The organism is Exiguobacterium sp. s63 (assembly GCF_018617335.1).
Classification (GTDB): Bacteria; Bacillota; Bacilli; order Exiguobacteriales; family Exiguobacteriaceae; genus Exiguobacterium.
On record NZ_JACSKB010000003.1, the window covers coordinates 164,131 to 185,298 of the forward strand.

Below are 21,168 nucleotides of genomic sequence, written 5' to 3' on the forward strand. Positions count from 1 at the left end.
TATTGTAATCAACTGATATATAACAATGATTAAAGGAGGATGTGAACGCTTGGAACACTATGAACGACTAAATACGTATCATATTCATGAGAAACTGATTGAACTTGTGAATAAAAACGTTCTTGATCCCCATGAAATCAACGTTTTTTGGGAAGGCGTCGAATCGCTTCTAGAGCGTTTCATTCCAGTGAATCAGACACTTCTAGAGCAACGGACGACATACGAGCGATTGTTACAGGAGTGGTACAGTCGTCAAGAGGAAGTCGATCCAATCGAATATGAGACATTTTTAACGTCAATCGGCTATATCGAACCGGTCGTCGAAGATTTTCACATCGATGTGTCGCATGTCGATCATGAAATCGCGCATCAAGCTGGACCACAACTCGTTGTCCCGTTAGATAATGCCAGATATGCACTCAACGCCGCCAATGCCAGATGGGGAAGTCTCTACGATGCCCTTTATGGGACGGACATGATTGACGAGACAGACGGTATGGAAAAGGGACGAGTATATAATCCCGTTCGCGGTAAGGAAGTCGTTCGGTTGGCGAAACAGTTTTTGGATGACACGTTCCCGCTGCCGTCAGGATCGCACGAGGAAGTGACAAGATACGTCGTTCGTGACGATGTCGCCTATGCGGTGATTGGAGACGACGAGCATTCATTCGCAGATGATTTCTTCGTCGGTTACACCGGGGAACCAAACGAGTTGAAGACGTTGATGCTCAGACACCATGCCTTACATGTGGAACTTCAATTCGACCGAGAACATCCGGTCGGCAAAGTCGATCCTGCTGGACTGATGGACATCGAGCTCGAATCAGCCCTATCCGCAATCGTGGATTGTGAGGACTCGGTCGCAGCCGTTTGCGCGGAAGACAAAGTTCATTTGTATCGCAATTGGCTCGGTCTAATGAATGGGACGCTTGAAGCCTCATTCCAAAAGAATGGGAAGCGACTCTCTCGACGTTTAAACGAAGATAAGCGTTTGATTGGAAAAGGTGGGGCGGAAGTCGTGCTCCCAGGACGCGCACTTCTATTCATTCGGAACGTCGGACACTTGATGACGACGGATTTGATCCTTGATGCAGAAGGGCGTGAGGTGCCAGAAGGGATCGTTGATGCCATCTTCACTTCATTGATCGCAAGTCGCCATCTCCATCGTCGTCTCAACTCTCGGGAAGGGTCGATCTATATCGTCAAGCCGAAAATGCACGGGTCTGAAGAAGTAGCATTCACCAATGACTTGTTTGACGCCGTAGAAGATCTACTGGACCTTCCTCGCTATACGTTGAAAGTCGGCGTGATGGATGAAGAGAGACGGACATCGCTCAATTTGAAAAATTGCATCGCGCAAGTAAAAGATCGAGTCGTCTTCATCAATACGGGCTTCCTTGACCGGACGGGAGACGAGATTCATTCCTCGATGACACTCGGACCGATGCGTCGGAAGGGAGAAATGAAGACGTCACCTTGGCTCGCTGCATATGAACGGTTGAATGTATCAGCCGGTCTCGAGAGCGGGTTCCATCATCAAGCACAAATCGGAAAAGGGATGTGGGCGATGCCCGACCGGATGCAGGACATGATGCGTGAAAAAATGGCACACGTACGCTCCGGGGCAACGACGGCATGGGTGCCTTCACCGACAGCAGCGACGCTCCATGCGATGCACTATCATCAACTCGATGCTTTTGACATACAGCGAGAATTGATCAAGCAGCCTCATTTGAAACATGAACGGCAACAGCTCCTTGATATCCCGCTCGCGACGCGTATCTATTCGCAAGAAGAGATTAAAGAAGAGCTTGAGAACAACTTGCAAGGATTGCTCGGATACGTTGTTCGTTGGGTCGAACAAGGCGTCGGTTGCTCGAAAGTGCCAGATATTCACCATATCGGACTGATGGAAGACCGGGCGACACTCCGAATTTCGAGCCAACACGTGGCCAACTGGTTACATCACGGCATTTGTTCAGCGGATCAAGTGGAGGTCACGCTTTACCGGATGGCACGAGTCGTCGACGAACAAAACGAGTCAGATCCGAATTATCGACCAATGACGCCGAACGTCGATCAGTCGATCGCCTATCAAGCTGCCCACGAACTCGTGTTTCATGGGTTGAAACAGCCGAACGGGTATACGGAACCAATCTTACATCGCCGCCGCCGTGAATTTATGAAACGACAAACTGTGGAGTTCAATTTAAAAGGAGGAACCTTATCATGACAACGAAAAAAATGGAAAGCGAACAGTTGATTGAACGTTGGGTCGTCCGCCGCATCGTATCTGGAAAATCGACTGCATCTTTGGCGAATACAGCATTCGTATATGGTAACGACTTGATGCGCCTCGTTTTGGACCGGACAGACGGTTCACTTCAAATCATGAAAGAGCCGATCGATGAAGTCGTCGTATTCCGCAAGCCGGAAGATCGGGACGAAGAGAACGTCTGTCGTTGTTGCGGGATGGAGCATTCGACGTTTAAGGCAGCATTGGAATGCTGTGCTTACCTCGACTAAGTCATTTCGTTTGTAATATCTGTTATATAACAAATTAAATTTATCAAAATTAATATAATACAGGAGGGTTTATTGATGAAACAACGCGAAGAATTATTGAACAGCTGGCAGTCAGAACGATTTGAAGGTGTAGAACGTCCGTACTCTGTAGAAGACGTCATGAAATTACGAGGGTCTATCGTGATTGAACAAACGCTTGCGACAAAAGGAGCGGAACGCTTGTGGCAATTGATGCACGAGCGTGACTACGTCCATGCACTTGGTGCATTGACAGGGAACCAGGCGATTCAGCAAGTAAAAGCAGGACTCGAAGCCATCTACTTGAGTGGTTGGCAAGTAGCGGCGGATGCGAACCTGTCAGGTCATATGTATCCGGACCAGAGTCTATATCCGGCCAACTCGGTGCCGAGTGTCGTCAAACGAATCAATCAGGCACTTCAACGTGCCGACCAAATTCAAACGGCAGAAGGAAAAGGCGATACGCATTGGTTCGCACCGATTGTCGCGGATATGGAAGCAGGGTTCGGTGGGGTGCTCAACGTATTCGAATTGACGAAGGCGATGATCGAAGCAGGAGCTGCCGGTGTTCACCTCGAAGACCAGCTCTCGTCTGAGAAGAAATGTGGTCACCTTGGTGGAAAGGTATTACTCCCGACGCAGACGGCTGTGAAAAACTTGATTTCGGCTCGACTCGCGGCAGACGTCATGGGCGTCCCGACAATCATCGTAGCGCGGACAGATGCGCACGCAGCGAACTTGATCACAAGCGACATCGACCCAATCGATCACCCGTTCATCATTGGAGAGCGTACATCGGAAGGCTTCTATCGTACGGAAGCTGGTATCGAGCAAGCAATCGCTCGTGGACTCGCTTATGCACCGTATGCAGACCTCGTCTGGTGTGAGACGTCTGAACCAGATTTGGCAGAGGCACGTCAATTCGCCGAAGCGATTCATGCGAAGTATCCAGGAAAACTTCTCGCTTACAACTGCTCACCATCGTTCAACTGGAAGAAGAAGTTGTCAGACGAAGAGATTGCCACGTTCCAACAAGAAATCGGCGCAATGGGCTACAAGTTCCAGTTCGTCACACTCGCTGGATTCCACGCGCTCAACTTCGGCATGTTCGAGCTCGCACGTGGGTACAAAGACCGTGGCATGGCAGCCTACTCGGAGTTACAACAAGCAGAATTTGCGGCTGAAGTACATGGTTACACAGCGACACGTCACCAACGTGAAGTCGGGACGGGTTACTTCGATGAAGTCTCGCTCGTCATCTCAGGTGGGCAATCATCAACGACTGCACTGGCTGGATCGACAGAAGCAGAGCAGTTCACAAATTGATCATATTTTGGAGACGCCAATTTGTTGGTGTCTCTTTCTTTATGTGAAAGTGTGTGAGACCAGTCGATGAATATGTGAAATAAGGGTGAATCGAAGTTCATTTTCACTTCTCCAATTCGACGAATAGTTGTCACAAATAGTAATAATAAACCGTTTCCATTCCTTGTATACTCAATCTGTTCACAAGTTGGACACAATGATAAAGGGGGAAGCGTTATGCAGGGGGAACGATTGAACAAACGCAACGCTTGGTATCAAGCGGTTTGGCGTTGGCACTTTTATGCAGGTCTTATATTTGCACCGATTTTCATTATCCTGGCTGTGACAGGGAGCATTTATTTATTTGAACCACAAGTAACGAAGATGCAGTACAAAGACATGATGACGGCATCATTCACGGAAGAACAGCCGATAGAAGTTCAAAAGGAATCATTTAGGTCAGAATATCCGGATGCGATGATCACTTCAATTCGATTGCCGGATGAAGGTGAATCGACTCGAATCGGTTGGATGAACGAAGACGAGATGATGTATACATATATTCATCCGGAAACGACAGAAGTTTTAGGAACACGAACTGCTGAAAGTAGCATGGATTTACTGTTTGTCATTCATGGCACGCTGTTGGGGGGACAAATTGGGAACTGGGTTGTCGAGCTCGCGGCGTCATGGGCGATTATTCTACTCATCACGGGAACGTTCTTATTCTGGCCGCGCGGTAAGAATCCGATTCGGATGCTTATGCCGAAGCTCGGGAAAGGCCGGCAGTGGTGGAAACAGATGCATGGTAGCGTCGCTTTATGGACATCATTCGGTCTCGTCATCATCATCAGTTCAGGTCTTGCCTGGTCATCCGTTTCGGGTGCGATGTTGCAGTGGGTTTCCTCGTCGACGAACACGGGAGCACCAATATATGCCTATGCGTTTGGCGCCAAGCCAGAATCGACCGTGACGACAAAAGATGTGGCGGAAGACGTGCCTTGGGCGACCCAGGCAGATCTCGTTCCAACGTCTTCTCCAAGTACGCTTCTGCCAATTGATTTGAATCAGGTCGTGAACAATACGTCGATCGATCGACCGTACACGATCTCACTTCCGGAAGGCGAAACTGGCGTCTATACCGTCACCTCGGCGGCGGGTCATCCGTTTAAAGAAGCGACGGTGAACTTAGATCAATACAGTGGTGAAACACTCAGCTCTGTGACATACGCAGATTACGGGATTCTCGGAAAACTGATTACGGTCGGAATTGCCTTCCATGAAGGTCGCCTATTCGGTTTGCTTAATCAATTGGTCGGAGTCACGCTTTGTCTAAGTCTCATTTTCGTTGTCATCAGCTCGTTCGTGATGTGGCGTAAACGAAAAGTCGGATCAATCGAACAGATGAAACGATTTGAAGACGACCGGATCAAACGAATCGTCGGTATCTTGATTTTACTGCTCGGTGTGACATTACCGCTCGCAGGAATCAGTATCCTTGTCGTTCTTGTATTTGATTGGTTGATTGGACGCCGGAAGTTGAAAGCGGAGGTGGCAGCATGAGACGATTCAAAACAGTGCTTCCTGTCATCCTAGCGACGATTTGGTTAGGCGCGTGTCAGCTTCAACCAGTAGAACGCACCATTGATCCGATCGGGATTCAACTGATCGTACCTGAACGTGTAAAAGTCGGGTCGACAACGCTTGCGATGAAAGTATCGAATGACGAACGCGTGACGGAAAGCCATATCCAAGTCACACCTTACGATTCGGAAGAGACCCGGACGTATGAAGTGACAGAAAAGGATAGCTATCTCGTGACGAGCGTGAAGCTCGACCAGGGAATCTATCAAGTGAACGGCATGGTCCATGAAGGGCAGAAGGTCTATACGCCTTCAGCGTGGATGATTGTCGGTGATGTACCGCAAGACCAAATCGACCAATTGCAACAACCAATCGTTCACTCACACGACCATAGCGGTGAACATCAGCATTAAAAAAGTAACCGTTGCGTATGCAGCGGTTACTTTCGTTTAAGACGTATCCCGATCTCTCCAATGAGAATGGCAATGCCCACGAATCCGGCACCGAGGATGGCCATCTGATTCTGGTTGGCGACCCCGATTCCGTTTTCGAATTGATAAATGTCACGAGTGAAGAATTGAATTGGCTCACCGGATGTGAGTGCTTGTTCATAACCGAGCCAAATCAAAATCGAGAATGTGGCAATGGAGACAACAAATCCGATGAGTGCAGTGATACTAACGCGGATTGCGATTCGAGTCATAATGGTTCCTCTTTTCCTGTTTGTCTAGCATACGTCACAGAAAGAGGAAAAGATTCGCAGTGCACTCATTTCGGAATGGTTAACACTTGTCCGACATAGATGGAGTTGACGTTTGTGATGTTATTGGCTGCCGCAATCTTTGCGACGGTCGTATTGTACATCGTTGCAATCTTATAGAGCGTATCGCCCGATTTCACCGTATACTTCACGGTCGTTGTAGGTGGTGGTGTGACAGTCGTTCCTGGAATGATGAGCACTTGTCCGACGTAGATTAAGCTGTAGTTCGTGATGTTATTGGCGGCTGCAATCTTTGCGACGGTCGTATTGTACATCGTTGCAATCTTATAGAGCGTATCGCCAGATTTCACGGTATATTTCACAGTCGTTGTAGGTGGTGGTGTGACGGTTGTTCCTGGAATGATGAGCACTTGTCCGACGTAGATTAAGCTGTAGTTCGTGATGTTGTTGGCGGCAGCAAGAGCGGATACGGTGACGCCATACGTCCGTGCGATGCTATACAATGTGTCGCCTGATTTCACGGTATACGTTTTGTTCGTCGATGTGTTTTGATACGCCAGTAATTGCGAGACCGTGACAAATTTGTAGCCCTTTGCTTTCAGTTGTGAAATCATCGTCGGTAATGCGAGTGGGGTACCCGGTGCACCCGCACCTGTATGCATCAAGACGATTGAACCCGGCTTAATGTTGGTCTGAACTTTCGTATTGATTTGACTTGCGGTTAATCCTTTCCAGTCAATCGTATCGATGTTCCATTGAATCGTGTAGCCGTATCCGGCAGCCCCCACACCGTTCAATACGGTACTATTGACGGCACCGAACGGGGCTCTGAAAATCGGTTTTGTTGTTTTTCCCGTCAACGATTTAATCAAAGCTTCCGTGCGGTCGAGCTCGGATTTCATTTGAGTGGCAGTCAGTTTGGTGAAGTCTGGGTGTGTATACGAGTGGTTTCCGAGCTGATGCCCTTTTGCGGCGATGTTTTTAATGTACTGTGGATGATTATTTGCGCCCGAACCCGTTAAAAAGAAAGTGGCCTTGACGTTGTTTTTTGTTAAAATGTCTAAAATCTTGTTCGTGTTCGCCCCGTCTGCCCCGTCATCGAACGTCAATGCGACGACCTTGCTCGTCGTATTCACGCTCGTTATAAATGTTGAAGCGGCGGCACTGACGGAAATCGATTGTGTGATCACCATCGCTAATAAGATGAACAGTGCCATCGCCCCACGAATGACCTTACGTTTCATCTGAATTCGCCTCCAGTCATGATGTAACTCCCTTGATGTTAAGACTTTCCAAATGTTTAACCTTAATATATTTTATATACCCCTTTTTAGAAGTGATGGACTAAAATACGGAAATGTACACAACAAATTTCGATTCAACTATATGTGTGAAATTTGTGAGAACATATCGTGGGTTATATCACAGAATGCTCACACTCTTTTTGGAAAGAGATGGTATCATGAACAATGTGTGAAAGATGTAAGCGATTTATAAGGAGGACTTATAATGAAAAAGATGATGACACGGTTTGGGGTCGTGTTTGGGCTCATCGGGCTGTTTGTACTCGGTGCGTGCGGCACGGAGAAAGAAGCGGAAAGTGCAACTGTTCCGCAATCAATGGAGCCAGTAGATGCAGAATTGATGGTTGAGGCAACAGCTGAAAAAGGAGAAGCTGTACCCTTGTCGGTTCACGTCACGCAAGATGGTCAACCTGTAGACGATGCGGATGAAATCAAGTTCGAAGTATGGAAGAACGGTGCGAAAGAAGAAAGTGACATGATCAAGGCGTCACTCACGAAAGACGGTGTCTATGAAGCCGAGACGACGTTCGCTGAAGAAGCGGTTTATACAGTTCAAGTGCACGTGACAGCGCGTTCGATGCATACGATGCCTACGACAAATGTGACGGTCGGACATCCAGAAACGGCTGCTGAAGCGGAAGAAGAGAGTGAGCATCATCACCATGCCGGAGCGGATATCACGCTTGACCCGAAAGAGGCGACAGCGGGAGAAGAGCAACCATTCATGGTGCACGTCATGATTGAAGACGAGATGCTCGCTGGGGCGGAAGTACAACTCGAAATCTTCCAAGACGGGGCAGAGAAGCATGAGTGGGTGAAGTTAGAGGAAGCAGATGCTGGGATGTATAAAGGTGTACACACCTTTGCTGAATCAGGCGCATACAACGTCCAAGTCCATGTCACGAAAGGTCATGATATTCATGAGCACGTCATGGAGACGGTAAACGTTAAATAAAAAAATCGGCTCACGTTGAGCCGATTTTTTTATTATGCATTTTGGTAAAGAGATTCAACTTGTTGTTGAAGCGCTTCGTTCTCCAAGTACTCATCGTATGTTGCTTCTTTGTCCACGATGCCATTCGGTGTCACTTCGATGATGCGTGTCGCAATCGTCGAGATGAGCTGATGGTCATGTGAGCTGAAGAGGAGCACACCTTTGAATGACTCGAGACCGTTGTTGAGTGCCGTAATCGATTCGAGGTCCAAGTGATTCGTCGGATCGTCGAGGACGAGCACGTTCGAGTTCGAAAGCATCATCTTCGAGAGCATGCAACGTACTTTTTCTCCCCCTGAGAGGACAGACGCCTTCTTCATGACTTCTTCACCTGAGAAGAGCATACGACCAAGGAATCCGCGAAGGAACGTGTCTGACTCATCAGCAGGAGAGAACTGACGTAACCAGTCGAGGATGCTCTTTTCTGAGCCCTCGAAGTATTCCGAGTTGTCTTTCGGGAAGTATGACTGAGTCGTCGTCACGCCCCATTTAACTGACCCTGTGTCTGGTTCCATCTCACCCATGAGAATTTTGAAGAGTGTCGTGATGGCGACGTCCGAACGACCAACGAATGCGACTTTGTCCGTTTTGTTAAGTGAGAACGTGACGTTGTCGAGCACTTTCACGCCGTCAATCGTCTTCGAAACGTTGTCGACATAGAGAACATCGTTTCCGATCTCGCGCTCCATCGTGAATCCAACGAACGGATAGCGACGTGACGACGGACGGATGTCATCAAGTGTGATCTTATCGAGCAACTTCTTACGCGACGTCGCTTGACGCGCTTTCGAGGCGTTCGAGCTAAAGCGCGCGATGAAGTTTTGAAGTTCTTTAATCTTCTCTTCTTTCTTCTTGTTCTGGTCTGCCGCCATACGTGTAGCAAGTTGGCTTGACTCATACCAGAAGTCGTAGTTCCCGACATACAATTGGATTTTTCCGAAGTCGAGGTCTGCCATGTGCGTACAGACTTTGTTCAAGAAGTGACGGTCGTGGGAAACGACGATGACTGTGTTTTCAAAGTTGATTAAGAATTCTTCTAACCATTGAATTGCTTTTAGGTCAAGTCCGTTGGTCGGCTCGTCCAAAAGCAAGATGTCTGGCTTACCGAAGAGCGCTTGGGCAAGAAGGACTTTGACTTTCTCCCCACCTGTGAGTTCGCTCATTTGTTTCTGGTGAAGCGCTTCTGAGATCCCGAGACCTTGAAGGACCATCGACGCTTCTGATTCTGCTTCCCAACCGTTCAACTCAGCGAATTCCCCTTCGAGTTCAGCTGCGCGCATTCCATCTTCGTCTGAGAAATCTTCTTTCATATAGATGGCGTCTTTTTCTTTCATGACGCTATAAAGACGCTCGTGACCCATGATGACGGTCTCGAGTACAGCACTGTCCTCATAAGCGTAGTGGTCCTGCTTGAGGACCGCGAGACGCTCACCCGGTGTGATGCTGACATCACCCGTCGTCGTATCTTGCTCACCTGATAAAATCTTTAAGAATGTCGATTTACCGGCACCGTTCGCACCAATCAATCCGTAACAGTTGCCTGGTGTGAACTTGATGTTCACGTCTTCGAACAACTTACGGCCGCCAAATTGTAGGCTGACGTTATTTACTGTAATCATGTATGGTATCCCTCGTTTTTCTGATTAGTTTACGACGTGTATTGTATCACGTTTTTGAAAATCGCGCAGTGTCACGTCATGATTCACAAAGGTTAAAGAAAAACTTGTGCATTAGGATAGAGGATTCTACAACGTAAGATGGAAATATTATGTAGAACAGAAATGCACGTGAATCAAATGGGGGGTACTATGAAACAAATTAGACTCTGGCTGATCGTCCTATTCATTGCGGTCAGTTCAAGTATCGTGAATTCGCTATTGAAGAATGAACTTCAAACGTTTGAGGTAGGGAAGTTTGAATTTGGGAAATATGATGATTTTGACGAGGCGTTGGCTAAAGGTCTAACTTATGACATGAATAAATTGATTTATACAACACAACACGATGGGGTGACCATCGTCATGTACACGACGATTCCGGATTCTACAGAATTTGAAGATGTCGTGGAGTTTCAAGATGATATTGAGTTTCAAAATGAGACGGAGGCATTAGTCGTCCAGTTCTTTGAGGGGAATGATAAAGAGGGATGGGAGCTTATAGGACCGGCAGGATGGACCCACTATGAAAACGACAACCTCACCGTGTACGACACCTTTTTAAGAGACTATGACGATGAAGGCAACGTCAAATATGCTTTCGATGTGACATTTGGAGAAGTGAACAATCCAAAAATCGATACAGTTGAAACGAAATCCCATCACGACACCATGTTCACCGAGGCAACGATGATTCGAAAGGGTCTGGGTCGATATTATTTTCAAATCGGGGTAGGAGCGATTGTACGAGGAATTTCTGTAAATGGTGAGATTATCGATCAACAAGGTAGCTGACACTTCGAAGACTTTAGTCGCCGTTCGTATTTGATTCAAATAAGATATTCTGCAAATGCGCTCAAGTAAGAATAAAAAATTTAGTGGGGTGGGCGAGGTTGCAGGTAAAGGGGAGCATATGATTCAAACAGAAAACAAGCATCGTTTTGAAACAGGTTCATTGTTAACCGCATTTGGAATTTCGAGTATGGGTGATTTTATATATTTAGTAGCAATCAATGTTTTTGTGTATCGTCTGACGGATTCAGCGATGGCTGTTGCAGGCCTGTGGATGATTGGTCCGCTCGCTTCAGTCATGACGAAGTTCTGGATTGGAAGTATCGTTGATCGGTCGTCTCTAAAAAATATGATGATTTGGACGGATGTGATACGGGGAGTTTTATTAATTGGAATTCCTTTTATGGAATCACTATGGCTGTTGTACGGAAGTTTGTATCTGCTTGCTGTCGCAAAATCTTTTTTTGAAGTCTCATCATTTTCATACATCGCAAAATTGATTCCGACGACAAGACGCAAACAATTTAATGCTTACCGACAAGCAATCACGTCAGGTGCATTTTTGATTGGTCCCGCCCTCTCCGGATTCCTTCTCCTCGTGACAACAACAAGTGTCGCGATATGGATCAACGCTGCCTCCTTTTTCTTTTCGGCATTGTTATTAACGAGATTGCCTCAGCTTGAATGGAAGCCAACAACGTCTAAAGTGCGTATATCGATACAAACGGTTCAAACGGACTGGAAGAAAGTATGGACGTTCAGTCGATTGAATGTGTTTATTTTTGGTATGTAAATGCTGTTCCAAGGGATGGTAATTGTCTCGTTCGCGATGGATGCACAGGAAGTAGTGTTCACGCAAGAAACGTTAGGTTTATCCGAAGCTCAATACGGTCTTTTAATTAGTTTGACAGGACTAAGTGCGGTAGTGGGGTCACTGGTCGTCGCGTCAGCTACTCGATTCTTGTCGATCAGATGGTTGATTGGAGTGGGGTCGGTGCTTGTTGCTGTTGGATATATGATTTATGCTACATCCAATTCATTTTGGGTGACTCTAGTTGGTTTTCTCATATTAGGTTTTTTTAATGCCTTTTCTGGTGCGGGTTTTATTACGTTTTATCAAAATAATCTACCAGAAGAGATGACGGGAAGGATTGCAAGTATATATGGCATGGTTCAAAGCATCTTACAAGTGATCGGAGTGTTACTTGTAGGACTACTCAGCGATATTGCAGAGCTACGAATCACGCTCCTCTTCGCGGCGAGCTCCATCTTGCTGTTAAGTATGATTCAGTTCTATTTCGTCTTTCGACCATCCTCTGAAACGTATTACTCAGAGTCGGATCAACCAATCGAAAATATTTCATGAAGAAGGAGCCGTTTCTCCTGGAAGTGGCTCCTTTTATCATTAGTCGACTCGTACAACGGTCGTATTCAATTCGAACGCCACGTTGCCTGCGAGCGCGCGTGAAATCATACATTGATCTTTCGCTTTTTTGGCGATGCGTTCAACAAGTGTGATTTCTCGATCCGTCATCTCTGCCGGGACTTGAATCGTTGTCGCATAGCGAATCGTCTCGTAAGTGAAGATGCCGTTCGTCACATCGACGATGCCTTCCGCGTCAATCGTGATGCCACGGTGAGTGAGGTCACTTCGACCGAGTACGGCTGCGAGTGTGATGATATAACACGTAGCCGCTGCCCCGAGTAACATCTCATCCGGATTCGTGCCGACTCCGGGACCGTCCATTTCGGGTGGAATCGAAATCTGTGTCTTTAATCGCTCTGCCTCGAGGGTACCGACGTCATTTCTTCCACCATCCCAGCCGAGGTTCATGCTAAATGTATGTTTCATCAAAAATCGCCTCCAATGTCTCTAGTGTAAAAGAGAATGATTGGAGGCGCATTTGTTATGCTTGTGCACGCTTCGCGAATGTGCGAAGTGTTTCGATGATGACTGTTGTCGCTTTTTCCATGTTATTCACAGAGACATATTCGAACTTCCCGTGATAGTTCTCCCCACCTGTGAAGATGTTCGGTGTCGGAAGGCCCATATAAGAAAGTTGCGAACCGTCTGTCCCACCGCGAATCGGTTCGATTTTCGATTCGATGCCAAGATCACGCATGACGTCAGCGACGGTATCGACGATGTGTTTGACCGGCTCGATTTTCTCTGCCATGTTGTAATACTGGTCTTCCATCTGGAGTTCAATCCGTTCTTCCCCGTATTTTTGTTTCCATTCGAGGACGAGTTTCTCCATCAACGCTTTACGCGCTTCGAACTTTTGTTTGTCATGATCGCGGATGATGTATTGAAGCGTCGTCTTCTCGACATCCCCGGTGAAGCCGTTCAAATGGAAGAATCCTTCGTAGTTGCTTGTACGTTCCGGTGCCTCATCAGCAGGTAAACGGTTTTGGAAAGCCATCGCGAGCTTCATCGAGTTGACCATCTTATTTTTGGCGCTACCTGGGTGCACGTTCGTGCCGTGGAAGGTGACGGTCGCACCCGCTGCGTTAAAGCTCTCATACTGCAATTCTCCGAGTGGACCGCCGTCCATCGTGTAAGCGAAGTCTGCATTGAATCGGGCGACATCGAATTTATGTGGACCACGGCCGATTTCTTCATCTGGTGTGAAGGCGATGCGAACCGGTCCGTGCGGAATCTCAGGATGAGCCAATAAGTATTCAACGGCTGTGACGATTTCGGCAATCCCTGCTTTATCGTCCGCACCGAGGAGTGTCGTTCCATCGGTTGTCATGAGCGTATGTCCGACATACCCGTCAAGTTCTGGGAAGTCTTTTGGTGATAAGACGATATTTAAGGATTCGTTCAAGACAATGTCGCCGCCTTCATAATGCTCAACGAGTTGAGGGGAAACGTTCGTTCCTGTGAAATCGGTCGCCGTATCCACGTGAGCGAGGAATCCAATCGTCGGGACATCATGATTGACGTTACTCGGAAGTGTGGCGAAGAGATAGCCGTATTCGTCCGTCTCGACGTCTGTCAGTCCGAGTTCTTTCAGTTCTTTTTCTAAATGACGAATCAAATCCCATTGTTTGGCCGTCGATGGTGTTGTCGTACTCGTGAAGTCAGACTGTGTATCAATCTTCGCGTAAGTCATTAAGCGTTCAATTAATTTTGCTTGCATGGATTGTCCTCCTCTAAAAAGTTTCATCTTCATTAGTTTATCACGAGCAATCGAAGTCGAAACAAAAAAGTCACGCCCATCGATGGACGTGACCTGTTCAAAAGAGAAACGGATATAGAATCGGCAAGATAAACGAGGTGAAGATGGCGGTCAATCCCATCGCGGCCCCACCTGTCGCACCGGACAACGGATGTTCCGTCGCCGCCTGAGCGGTCCCGATCCCGTGACTAATCGTCCCGAGTGTGAGCCCACGCGTGAACGGGTCGTCCATACGGATCGATGTCAATAATACCGGACCGAGCATCGCCCCTAAAATACCGCAGGCAACAGCAATCGAAGCGGCAAGCGTCGCATCCCCTTCTAGCTGTCGAGCCAACTCAAGGGCAATCGGGGACGTCGCCGATTTGACCGATAGTGCAATCAATACGTTTTCGGTGAACGAAAACAGTTTGCCGAAAAGTACAGCCACAAAAATCGTAGAGAGTGACCCGAGTACGATGGCACTCAGGGCCCGTTTTACCCGTGCGAGTAGTACGGGTAAGTTGCGATAGAGCGGTAACCCGAGGGCGACTGTCGCCGGACCCAGTAAGATGGTGATGAGATCGGTAGCCGGTTTATACGCATCATAGGACTGTCCCGTCATGAGTAACAAGAGTATTAGAATCGCTGTACTTAAGAAAACGACATTGGTGAACGGAGATGCCCACTTTTTCGAAAGTTGACGACTGAGCGAATACACGAGAATCGTCAATCCGATCCAAACGTATGTCATGATGCCTCACCTTCTTTCCCAGAAACGAGCGCCGTCACGACCATCCCGACAGCCATGCTGGCGAGTAGCGTGATGAGGAGCGGGATACCGGCAGCTTTTAACAAGGTACCGTATGCCATAAGGCCGACGGCGATCGGAATGAAGAAGAAGGCGAGATGCTTCGTCAAATATCCAGCGCTGTCCTCAATCCATTCCACGCGAATGACTTTTGTTAGTAAGAGGATGAGCAACAGCACCATGCCAATGACGCTGCCCGGTACTTTCCAAGCGAACGTCTCAACGATCCAGTTGCCGAGTGTGCTCAGTCCGAATAAAAGAGAGAGCCCAATCATCCATTTTAATAATTTCATATGCATGACTTCCTTTCACGTCATTCAAAACGTATGAATCTTCTCAAATTCAACGAGAGAGGTCAAGAATAGGGTATAACAAAAAAGGTAATGGGTACATACGTTCGGCATGCTATACTACATCTATCATAAACAAGCGGGGTGTCGAGATGGAACTAAAAACGATTGAGCAATTTATTCAAGAGCACGAATTACAAAACGGGGAAGACATTTTGCGTGCGTTCACGAAGCGGGTCAATTTGACGCTTGTACCACGAACTACACGAGAAGAAGTTCGAATCGGTTATTCAAAATTCGGTGGGCATCCTGATTTGCCAAATGCTGACTTGCATCCAGGGGAGAATATGACGTTTTTAGCCCAGTTCCGTTTAAGTGATTTAGCTGAGTTTGAATCCGTAGATGCACTCCCGAAAGAAGGTTTGTTGTCTTTCTTCTATGACTTGGAAGAACAACCTTGGGGAGATGCGGACGAACGTCATCTTTGGCGTGTCGTGTATACGGAAGACACGCAACTTGAGCGAGTGCGAGTTGGAGAAGCATTGAATGAACGTGCCGTTTCTTTTAAAGAGAGCTATGCGGAGAATGGATATGATTTGTACGAACTCATGGAAGAGGAAGTATACGAAGCATTTGAAGAGTTGTTTGATCGTGAGGAACTTCATGCAATCGGTGGACACCCGAGTGAAGTACAAGGTGACGTCTTTGAAGAAGTACAAGAAACCTATGGAGAACGATTCGATGATCCATTCTTGCTCTTTCAAATGGACACCTCTGAGGAGTTGGATATTATGTTTGGAGATGCAGGGATGCTCTATTTTCTCATTCCAAATGATGCCCTCCGTGCAAAACGATTCGAAGAAACCGAAATCATCATGCAGTGTTATTAAGCACAAAAAAGAGAGTCGACTTTTAAGGTCGACTCTCTTTTGCTTACGCTTGTTTTTTCTTACGGAATCGTGCGAAGAACTCATAGACGATTGGCACGATGAGCAACGTGAGGAGCGTCGAACTTGTGAGTCCGCCGATCACGGTGACACCGAGACCTTTCGAGATGAGTGCCCCACCCTCGAGACCGAGTGCGAGCGGTGCGAGTGCACCGATTGTCGCGAGTGCGGTCATCAAGATTGGGCGAAGGCGTGTGCCCGCTGCCTCGAGTAACGCTTCACGTGTTGATAAACCAGCTTCTTCTTTATGAATGACGCGGTCAATCAAGACGATGGCGTTCGTGACGACAATCCCGATCAACATGAGTGCTCCGATCAAGGCAGAAACCGAAATCGTCTCACCTGTGATGAGAAGGGCGACGAGTCCCCCGATAATCGCATACGGGAGTGAGAACAACACGACGAATGGCGTGAGTGCCCCACCGAATGTGATGACGAGTACCAAGTAGACGATGGCGATCGCGGCGAGCATCGCAAGACCGAGCTGTGTGAACGATTCTTGGATCTGTTCCGTTACACCGCCGACATCATACGATACGCCAGACGGGAGCTCGATGTCTGAAACGCGTTCTTCAATCGCAGCGGATGCCTCGGTCGCTTTATCCGTGCTGAGTTCAACACTTACTTGGGCGAGTAGCTTCCCGTCACGCTCGACGAGCGTGTCCGGTGTCGTGCCTTCTTCGATCTCAATGAAGTCTGAAATCGGACGTGGACCGAACGGTGTCGTGATTTCTTGTGCTTGCAGGTCATCGACACTGTCATACGTCACTTGCTCGTTCGGGATGACGACGTCTAACTGTTTGTCATCCACTGTCACACTCGCAAGTGGGCTTTCTGGTGCCTGGAACTGGCTGATGACTTGCGCGATTTGTCCCGCTGACACACCAGCTTCTGCAGCGGCTTGTTGGTCGACGTTGAACGTGTATTGTACATAGGACTCACGTAAGTCAGAAGTCGCCTGACGGACGTAGTCTGTCTCTTCTTCGATTGTTTCGATGAAGGTTGGCACAATCGCTTCTAAATCTTCAAGCGAGTTGGCGTAGACGTTATACGTGACACCGCTCGTAGCGCCACCACCTGAGAAGTCTTGTTCTTTCCACTCCCCATTCGAAGCGAGCTCGTTCAACTTCTCGATATCCGCTAATTTCACATCAGCGAAATCTTCTGTGTCTGGATCATATTGAACGATGAAGATTCCTTGTTTGTTGTTTCCGGGGTTCAGTGGATTCTCTCCACCGACCGTAAACTGAACGTCCGTTGCGTTCGGTTGTTCATCCATGAAGTATTCTTCTGCCACTTCTGCAGCGGCAATCGAATCTTCAAGCGTTTGCCCCGGTTCTGGGTCGAATGTGACATAAAGTGTCTTATCTGCTTCCTGGTTCAAGAAGTTGACGCCGATTGTCGGAACCAGTGCGAAGCTTCCGATCAGAAGCGCCGTCGCGAGTCCGAAAACGACTAGTTTATGGTTGAGTGACCAGTTTAGGACACCACGATACCAATCTGCGAGTTTCCCTGGACCTTCTTCCGGCTTAAGTTTATCGCGGTTCTTAAAGAACGAGTCGGCCATCATTGGTACGACCGTGATCGCGACAAGCAATGAAGCGAGTAAAGCAAAGACAACGGTCAAAGCGAACGGTAGGAACAACTCACCGACAAACCCTGTGACAAAGCCGAGTGGTAAAAAGACGGCAATTGTGACGACTGTCGACGAGGCGATTGGGATGAATACTTCCTTCGTTGCAGCGATAATCAATTCTTTTCCACGGAGCGGTTCATTCGCACGCGTGAGTCGGCGATAGATATTCTCGATGACGACGATGGAGTCGTCGACAACCCGTCCGATCGCGACGGTCATCGCACCGAGTGTCATGATATTCAATGTGATGTCCAATTGCTTCAAGACGATAAGGGCCATGAGAAGCGACAATGGAATTGAAATGACGGCGATGATGGTCGAACGGAAGTTTCGTAAGAACACCAAGATAATTAAAATAGCGAACAAACCACCAAGTAGTGCTTTCGATAGCATCGTGTTCACCGACTCTTCAATCGGTTCACCTTGGTCGAGTGTGATTGACACGTTCGCCGTATCGTATTCTGCCTCGAAGTCATTGAGTACTTCTTTGACAGCGTTGACGACGTCGACTGTATTTGCATCTTGTGTTTTCGTCACTTGTAACCCGATTGAACGCTCGCCGTTCGAGCGAGAAATCGACTCTTCGATTCCTTTGTCCTCAATCGTTGCAAGCTCGCTTAACGCGACAGTCGGAACGGTCGTTGGAACGTTTGGCGGTAAGGTCGACGGTGTTTCTGTCGGAACTTCTGTCGGTGTTTCAGGTGTTTGACCGGTTGGTACGTCAGTTGGAGCAGACGGTGTCGCTGGAGTCGACTGCGCCGGTGAGTAAGGGATTTGAAGATCACGGAACGCTTCGAGCGTCTCCGATTTTCCATCAATGACAACGGCCTGTTCCGTGTCACCAAGTTCGTATAATCCGAGTGCGATGCGCGCATCGTTCGCTTGAATCAATTGCTTGACCGCATCTTCGGTCAAATTGTATTCAGCGAGGGCGTCTTGGTCGAATTGAAGTTCAACCCGACGAATCTCTTGTCCGGCAATCTGAACCGTTTGCGCACCCTCTACTCCTTCAAGAGCAGGTTGCACTTCTTCTTCGACGAGTTTCGTCAATTCTGCTAAATCCAGATTTTCATCGGAAATGGCAGCCCCGATTACCGGGAAGGCATCAAAGCTGAGACGTGATACCTGAGGCTCTTGAGCTGATTCAGGTAGTTCGACGTTACTTAACGCGTCTTTGACTTGTTGTTCCGCTTCATCCATATCTGTACTGAAGTCATAATCGATTTGGATATTTGAGGCGTTTTGGAACGAAGAAGAACGAACTTGTTCCACACCGTTCAAGCTTTGAAGTCGGTCTTCTAAGACGGTACTGACTTCTTCGAGCACTTGCTCAGGGGATGCACCTGGATAGATGGTCGTGACCGAGACAGTTGGTGTCGTGATGTCTGGTAATGTCTCGAGCTTCATCGTTAGACCGGCGAAAAGACCGGCGGCCGTCAAGATGATGGTCATCAACCAAACCGCAAACTTGTTGTTAACGGAGAAGGATGTGATTTTCTGCATGGTTTTTAATCTCCTATATCTATTGTTTTTCTGATTGGTTGTCGATATCGTGTGCCCGTTCAATCAAGCGGGCGATGATGGCTTGTTTGAGTTCGGCAGGCGGCACCCCGACTCCGAAGTGTTCGGACATCATCATGCCTTCAAGCGCATAGCGAATGATCATCGTTTCAACAGGATCTGCCGTTTTCTGAAACTGTTCGAAAAACGCATCCAAGTCCTCTTTCCATCGATTCGCATACTCTTGATCAACAGCGAACAACGTGAGAAAGGCAATCATTTTCTCGACGTCGATTTGAATGGTTGCGCGCTCAGGATGTAGCTTCGTCTCATCGAATAGACGAACGAATGCCTCGATCGGACCAAACCCTTCCTGTTGAAGGGAGGCGTACAATTCATTTTGCTCTTGTTGTAACCGTTCGACCATGGCCGTTAGTAATGCTTCCTTTGACGCATAGTGATAGAGAAGTCCACCTTTTGAAACACCTGCTGCTTTGGCGACTTCATCTAATGTAAGGTGATGCACACCATGATTCATGATGATCTCTGTTGCCGCATCTAGAAGCTTTTGTTTCGTGACGTTCGATCGGTTTGTCATGCCTCCACCTCTTTCTGTACCGACCAGACGGTTTGTTTGATTTCACTATAGCGAACGCTTTCTTTTGAAGTCAAGAAATGATGCCTTTAAAACTGTTAGAAAGCGCATATTCGTCTTGGATACGAATACAGAAAACCCTTGACGTGAGAATGATTATCAGTGATGATAGGTACTGAGAGTAATTATCATTACCAGAGAGAAATAAACGAACGTGGGGGAATGACAGATGAACAAAAAATATGTAGCGTTAGGGCTTTCAGCAGCGTTGACGACATCACTCCTTGCCGCTTGCGCAAGCACAGACGAAACGACTTCAAATGAAGGTTCGGACGATTCGAATGTCGTGAATGTTTATTCGAGTCGCCACTACGATGTCGATCAGCAACTATATAAACAATTTGAAGAAGAGACGGGCATCAAGGTCAACGTCGTGGAAGGGAAGAGTGACGAGCTTCTCGAGCGTTTGAACACAGAGGGTGAGAGCACAGAGGCTGACCTCTTCATCACGGCAGATGCCGGTAACTTGTACCAGGCGAAAGAAGCGGGACATCTTCAAGCGGTCGATAGCGATGAGCTTGAATCAAACATCCCTGAAAAATACCGTGATACGGACAATGAATGGTTCGGTTTGACGAAACGTGCACGTGTCATCGTCTACTCGAAAGATCGCGTGAAACCAGAAGAGTTATCGACGTACGAAGCGTTGACAGAAGAACAGTGGAACGGCAAAGTACTCGTCCGTCCATCTGAAAACATGTATAACATCTCACTCCTTGCATCATTCATCGAAGTAAACGGTGTCGATGAAGCGAAAGAGTGGGCGAAGGGCTTAGTGAACAACATGGCACGCGACCCACAAGGGAACGACCGTGACCAAGCGAAAGCGGTCGTCGCCGGTGAAGGGGACGTGGCCATCATGAACACGTACTACATGGGGCTCATGTTGAATTCTGAAGACGAAGAAGAGAAGAAAGTCGCTGAACAGCTCGGTGTCTTCTTCCCGAACCAAGATACAACAGGCACGCACGTAAACATTTCGGGTATCGCGATGACGAAAGCATCGAAACATACAGAGAACGCTCAGAAATTGATGGAGTTCATGTCAGAACCGTCAGCTCAAGAGAAGTTTGCGAGTGTGAACTACGAATATCCAGTCAATGAGTCAGTCGAACCGAACGAACTTCTTCAATCATGGGGCGAGTTCAAAGAGCAAGACATCAACCTCTCTGCACTTGGAGAAAACCAACAAGAAGCAATCCGCATCTTTAACGAAGTAGGTTGGAAGTAAGATGACTTCGGCTTGAACGCGAGTTCAGGCCGGAG

20 protein-coding genes are annotated in these 21,168 nt (G+C 47.7%); 11 read left to right on the forward strand and 9 right to left on the reverse strand.

All coding sequences use genetic code 11. The features are described 5' to 3' along the window. The first annotated feature begins 49 nt into the window (after positions 1–49). From KNO90_RS11260 to KNO90_RS11280, 5 genes are all read left to right on the forward strand, one after another. The gene (locus tag KNO90_RS11260; protein WP_483299295.1) at positions 50–2,233 is read left to right on the forward strand and encodes a malate synthase G; all 2,184 of its coding nucleotides are present in this window, start codon (positions 50–52) and stop codon (positions 2,231–2,233) included. Continuing rightward, positions 2,230–2,526 (forward strand): hypothetical protein, encoded by a 297-nt coding sequence (locus KNO90_RS11265; protein WP_214742556.1) that lies wholly within the window; start codon positions 2,230–2,232, stop codon positions 2,524–2,526. Before KNO90_RS11260 ends, KNO90_RS11265 begins: the two co-directional genes overlap by 4 nt. A gap of 75 nt (positions 2,527–2,601) precedes the next feature. Continuing rightward, positions 2,602–3,870, forward strand: a complete 1,269-nt coding sequence (gene aceA / locus KNO90_RS11270) for an isocitrate lyase (protein ID WP_214778497.1) — start codon at positions 2,602–2,604, stop codon at positions 3,868–3,870. A 216-nt stretch (positions 3,871–4,086) separates the two neighbouring features. Next, complete coding sequence (locus tag KNO90_RS11275) at positions 4,087–5,412, forward strand: PepSY-associated TM helix domain-containing protein (RefSeq protein WP_214742558.1); 1,326 nt, start codon at positions 4,087–4,089, stop codon at positions 5,410–5,412. Continuing rightward, the gene (locus tag KNO90_RS11280) at positions 5,409–5,846 is read left to right on the forward strand and encodes a hypothetical protein (RefSeq protein ID WP_215113621.1); all 438 of its coding nucleotides are present in this window, start codon (positions 5,409–5,411) and stop codon (positions 5,844–5,846) included. The genes KNO90_RS11275 and KNO90_RS11280 overlap by 4 nt, the downstream gene beginning before the upstream one ends. A 26-nt stretch (positions 5,847–5,872) precedes the next feature. Here the strand turns inward: KNO90_RS11280 and KNO90_RS11285 are convergent, their stop codons facing one another. After that, complete coding sequence (locus KNO90_RS11285; RefSeq protein ID WP_214742560.1) at positions 5,873–6,136, reverse strand: LlsX family protein; 264 nt, start codon at positions 6,134–6,136, stop codon at positions 5,873–5,875. Between the two features lie 65 nt (positions 6,137–6,201). After that, complete coding sequence (locus KNO90_RS11290) at positions 6,202–7,398, reverse strand: LysM peptidoglycan-binding domain-containing protein (RefSeq protein WP_215113622.1); 1,197 nt, start codon at positions 7,396–7,398, stop codon at positions 6,202–6,204. Between the two features lie 265 nt (positions 7,399–7,663). Here KNO90_RS11290 and KNO90_RS11295 point away from each other — a divergent pair, with 265 nt between their 5' ends. Beyond that, entirely contained in the window at positions 7,664–8,413 is a 750-nt protein-coding gene (locus KNO90_RS11295) for a FixH family protein (protein ID WP_214742562.1), read from the forward strand. Positions 8,414–8,445: 32 nt separating this feature from the next. Here KNO90_RS11295 and KNO90_RS11300 read toward each other — a convergent pair whose 3' ends face one another. Beyond that, positions 8,446–10,071, reverse strand: coding sequence for an ABC-F family ATP-binding cassette domain-containing protein (locus tag KNO90_RS11300; protein WP_074034112.1), 1,626 nt, complete (start codon positions 10,069–10,071; stop codon positions 8,446–8,448). Positions 10,072–10,260: 189 nt separating this feature from the next. Between KNO90_RS11300 and KNO90_RS11305 the strand changes: the two genes are divergently transcribed. The 3 genes from KNO90_RS11305 to KNO90_RS11315 all read left to right on the forward strand — a co-directional run bounded on the left by KNO90_RS11305 (position 10,261) and on the right by KNO90_RS11315 (position 12,265). After that, positions 10,261–10,902: a hypothetical protein gene (locus tag KNO90_RS11305; RefSeq protein ID WP_215113623.1), complete on the forward strand. Its 642-nt coding sequence runs from the start codon at positions 10,261–10,263 to the stop codon at positions 10,900–10,902. Positions 10,903–11,020: 118 nt separating this feature from the next. Continuing rightward, on the forward strand, positions 11,021–11,692 hold the full coding sequence (locus KNO90_RS11310) for an MFS transporter (RefSeq protein WP_215113624.1): 672 nt from the start codon (positions 11,021–11,023) through the stop codon (positions 11,690–11,692). A 15-nt stretch (positions 11,693–11,707) separates the two neighbouring features. Then, complete coding sequence (locus KNO90_RS11315; protein ID WP_215113625.1) at positions 11,708–12,265, forward strand: MFS transporter; 558 nt, start codon at positions 11,708–11,710, stop codon at positions 12,263–12,265. Positions 12,266–12,304: 39 nt separating this feature from the next. Here the strand turns inward: KNO90_RS11315 and KNO90_RS11320 are convergent, their stop codons facing one another. From KNO90_RS11320 to KNO90_RS11335, 4 genes are all read right to left on the reverse strand, one after another. Further along, the gene (locus tag KNO90_RS11320; RefSeq protein ID WP_427373410.1) at positions 12,305–12,754 is read right to left on the reverse strand and encodes an SACOL1771 family peroxiredoxin; all 450 of its coding nucleotides are present in this window, start codon (positions 12,752–12,754) and stop codon (positions 12,305–12,307) included. Between the two features lie 52 nt (positions 12,755–12,806). Further along, positions 12,807–14,045: a peptidase T gene (gene pepT / locus KNO90_RS11325; protein ID WP_215113626.1), complete on the reverse strand. Its 1,239-nt coding sequence runs from the start codon at positions 14,043–14,045 to the stop codon at positions 12,807–12,809. Between the two features lie 97 nt (positions 14,046–14,142). Next, entirely contained in the window at positions 14,143–14,817 is a 675-nt protein-coding gene (locus KNO90_RS11330) for an LrgB family protein (protein ID WP_215113627.1), read from the reverse strand. Further along, entirely contained in the window at positions 14,814–15,167 is a 354-nt protein-coding gene (locus KNO90_RS11335) for a CidA/LrgA family protein (protein ID WP_215113628.1), read from the reverse strand. Before KNO90_RS11335 ends, KNO90_RS11330 begins: the two co-directional genes overlap by 4 nt. Positions 15,168–15,316: 149 nt before the next feature. Here KNO90_RS11335 and KNO90_RS11340 point away from each other — a divergent pair, with 149 nt between their 5' ends. Then, on the forward strand, positions 15,317–16,054 hold the full coding sequence (locus KNO90_RS11340) for a YwqG family protein (RefSeq protein ID WP_215113629.1): 738 nt from the start codon (positions 15,317–15,319) through the stop codon (positions 16,052–16,054). 43 nt (positions 16,055–16,097) lie between these two features. Here the strand turns inward: KNO90_RS11340 and KNO90_RS11345 are convergent, their stop codons facing one another. Next, positions 16,098–19,250, reverse strand: coding sequence for an efflux RND transporter permease subunit (locus tag KNO90_RS11345; RefSeq protein ID WP_215113630.1), 3,153 nt, complete (start codon positions 19,248–19,250; stop codon positions 16,098–16,100). Positions 19,251–19,269: 19 nt separating this feature from the next. Further along, on the reverse strand, positions 19,270–19,845 hold the full coding sequence (locus KNO90_RS11350) for a TetR/AcrR family transcriptional regulator (protein WP_215113631.1): 576 nt from the start codon (positions 19,843–19,845) through the stop codon (positions 19,270–19,272). 226 nt (positions 19,846–20,071) lie between these two features. Between KNO90_RS11350 and KNO90_RS11355 the strand changes: the two genes are divergently transcribed. After that, positions 20,072–21,133, forward strand: a complete 1,062-nt coding sequence (locus KNO90_RS11355) for a Fe(3+) ABC transporter substrate-binding protein (protein ID WP_214742569.1) — start codon at positions 20,072–20,074, stop codon at positions 21,131–21,133. Positions 21,134–21,168: the final 35 nt, after the last annotated feature.

Coding starts and splice junctions, on each gene's coding strand:
- KNO90_RS11350 (WP_215113631.1), bottom strand. CDS start 19,845: ATGACAAACCGATCGAACGTCACGAAACAAAAGCTTCTAGATGCGGCA.
- KNO90_RS11310 (WP_215113624.1), top strand. CDS start 11,021: ATGATTCAAACAGAAAACAAGCATCGTTTTGAAACAGGTTCATTGTTA.
- KNO90_RS11265 (WP_214742556.1), top strand. CDS start 2,230: ATGACAACGAAAAAAATGGAAAGCGAACAGTTGATTGAACGTTGGGTC.
- KNO90_RS11335 (WP_215113628.1), bottom strand. CDS start 15,167: ATGAAATTATTAAAATGGATGATTGGGCTCTCTCTTTTATTCGGACTG.
- aceA (WP_214778497.1), top strand. CDS start 2,602: ATGAAACAACGCGAAGAATTATTGAACAGCTGGCAGTCAGAACGATTT.
- KNO90_RS11295 (WP_214742562.1), top strand. CDS start 7,664: ATGAAAAAGATGATGACACGGTTTGGGGTCGTGTTTGGGCTCATCGGG.
- KNO90_RS11275 (WP_214742558.1), top strand. CDS start 4,087: ATGCAGGGGGAACGATTGAACAAACGCAACGCTTGGTATCAAGCGGTT.
- KNO90_RS11280 (WP_215113621.1), top strand. CDS start 5,409: ATGAGACGATTCAAAACAGTGCTTCCTGTCATCCTAGCGACGATTTGG.
- KNO90_RS11285 (WP_214742560.1), bottom strand. CDS start 6,136: ATGACTCGAATCGCAATCCGCGTTAGTATCACTGCACTCATCGGATTT.
- KNO90_RS11330 (WP_215113627.1), bottom strand. CDS start 14,817: ATGACATACGTTTGGATCGGATTGACGATTCTCGTGTATTCGCTCAGT.
- KNO90_RS11305 (WP_215113623.1), top strand. CDS start 10,261: ATGAAACAAATTAGACTCTGGCTGATCGTCCTATTCATTGCGGTCAGT.
- KNO90_RS11300 (WP_074034112.1), bottom strand. CDS start 10,071: ATGATTACAGTAAATAACGTCAGCCTACAATTTGGCGGCCGTAAGTTG.
- KNO90_RS11345 (WP_215113630.1), bottom strand. CDS start 19,250: ATGCAGAAAATCACATCCTTCTCCGTTAACAACAAGTTTGCGGTTTGG.
- pepT (WP_215113626.1), bottom strand. CDS start 14,045: ATGCAAGCAAAATTAATTGAACGCTTAATGACTTACGCGAAGATTGAT.
- KNO90_RS11355 (WP_214742569.1), top strand. CDS start 20,072: ATGAACAAAAAATATGTAGCGTTAGGGCTTTCAGCAGCGTTGACGACA.
- KNO90_RS11290 (WP_215113622.1), bottom strand. CDS start 7,398: ATGAAACGTAAGGTCATTCGTGGGGCGATGGCACTGTTCATCTTATTA.
- KNO90_RS11340 (WP_215113629.1), top strand. CDS start 15,317: ATGGAACTAAAAACGATTGAGCAATTTATTCAAGAGCACGAATTACAA.
- KNO90_RS11315 (WP_215113625.1), top strand. CDS start 11,708: ATGGTAATTGTCTCGTTCGCGATGGATGCACAGGAAGTAGTGTTCACG.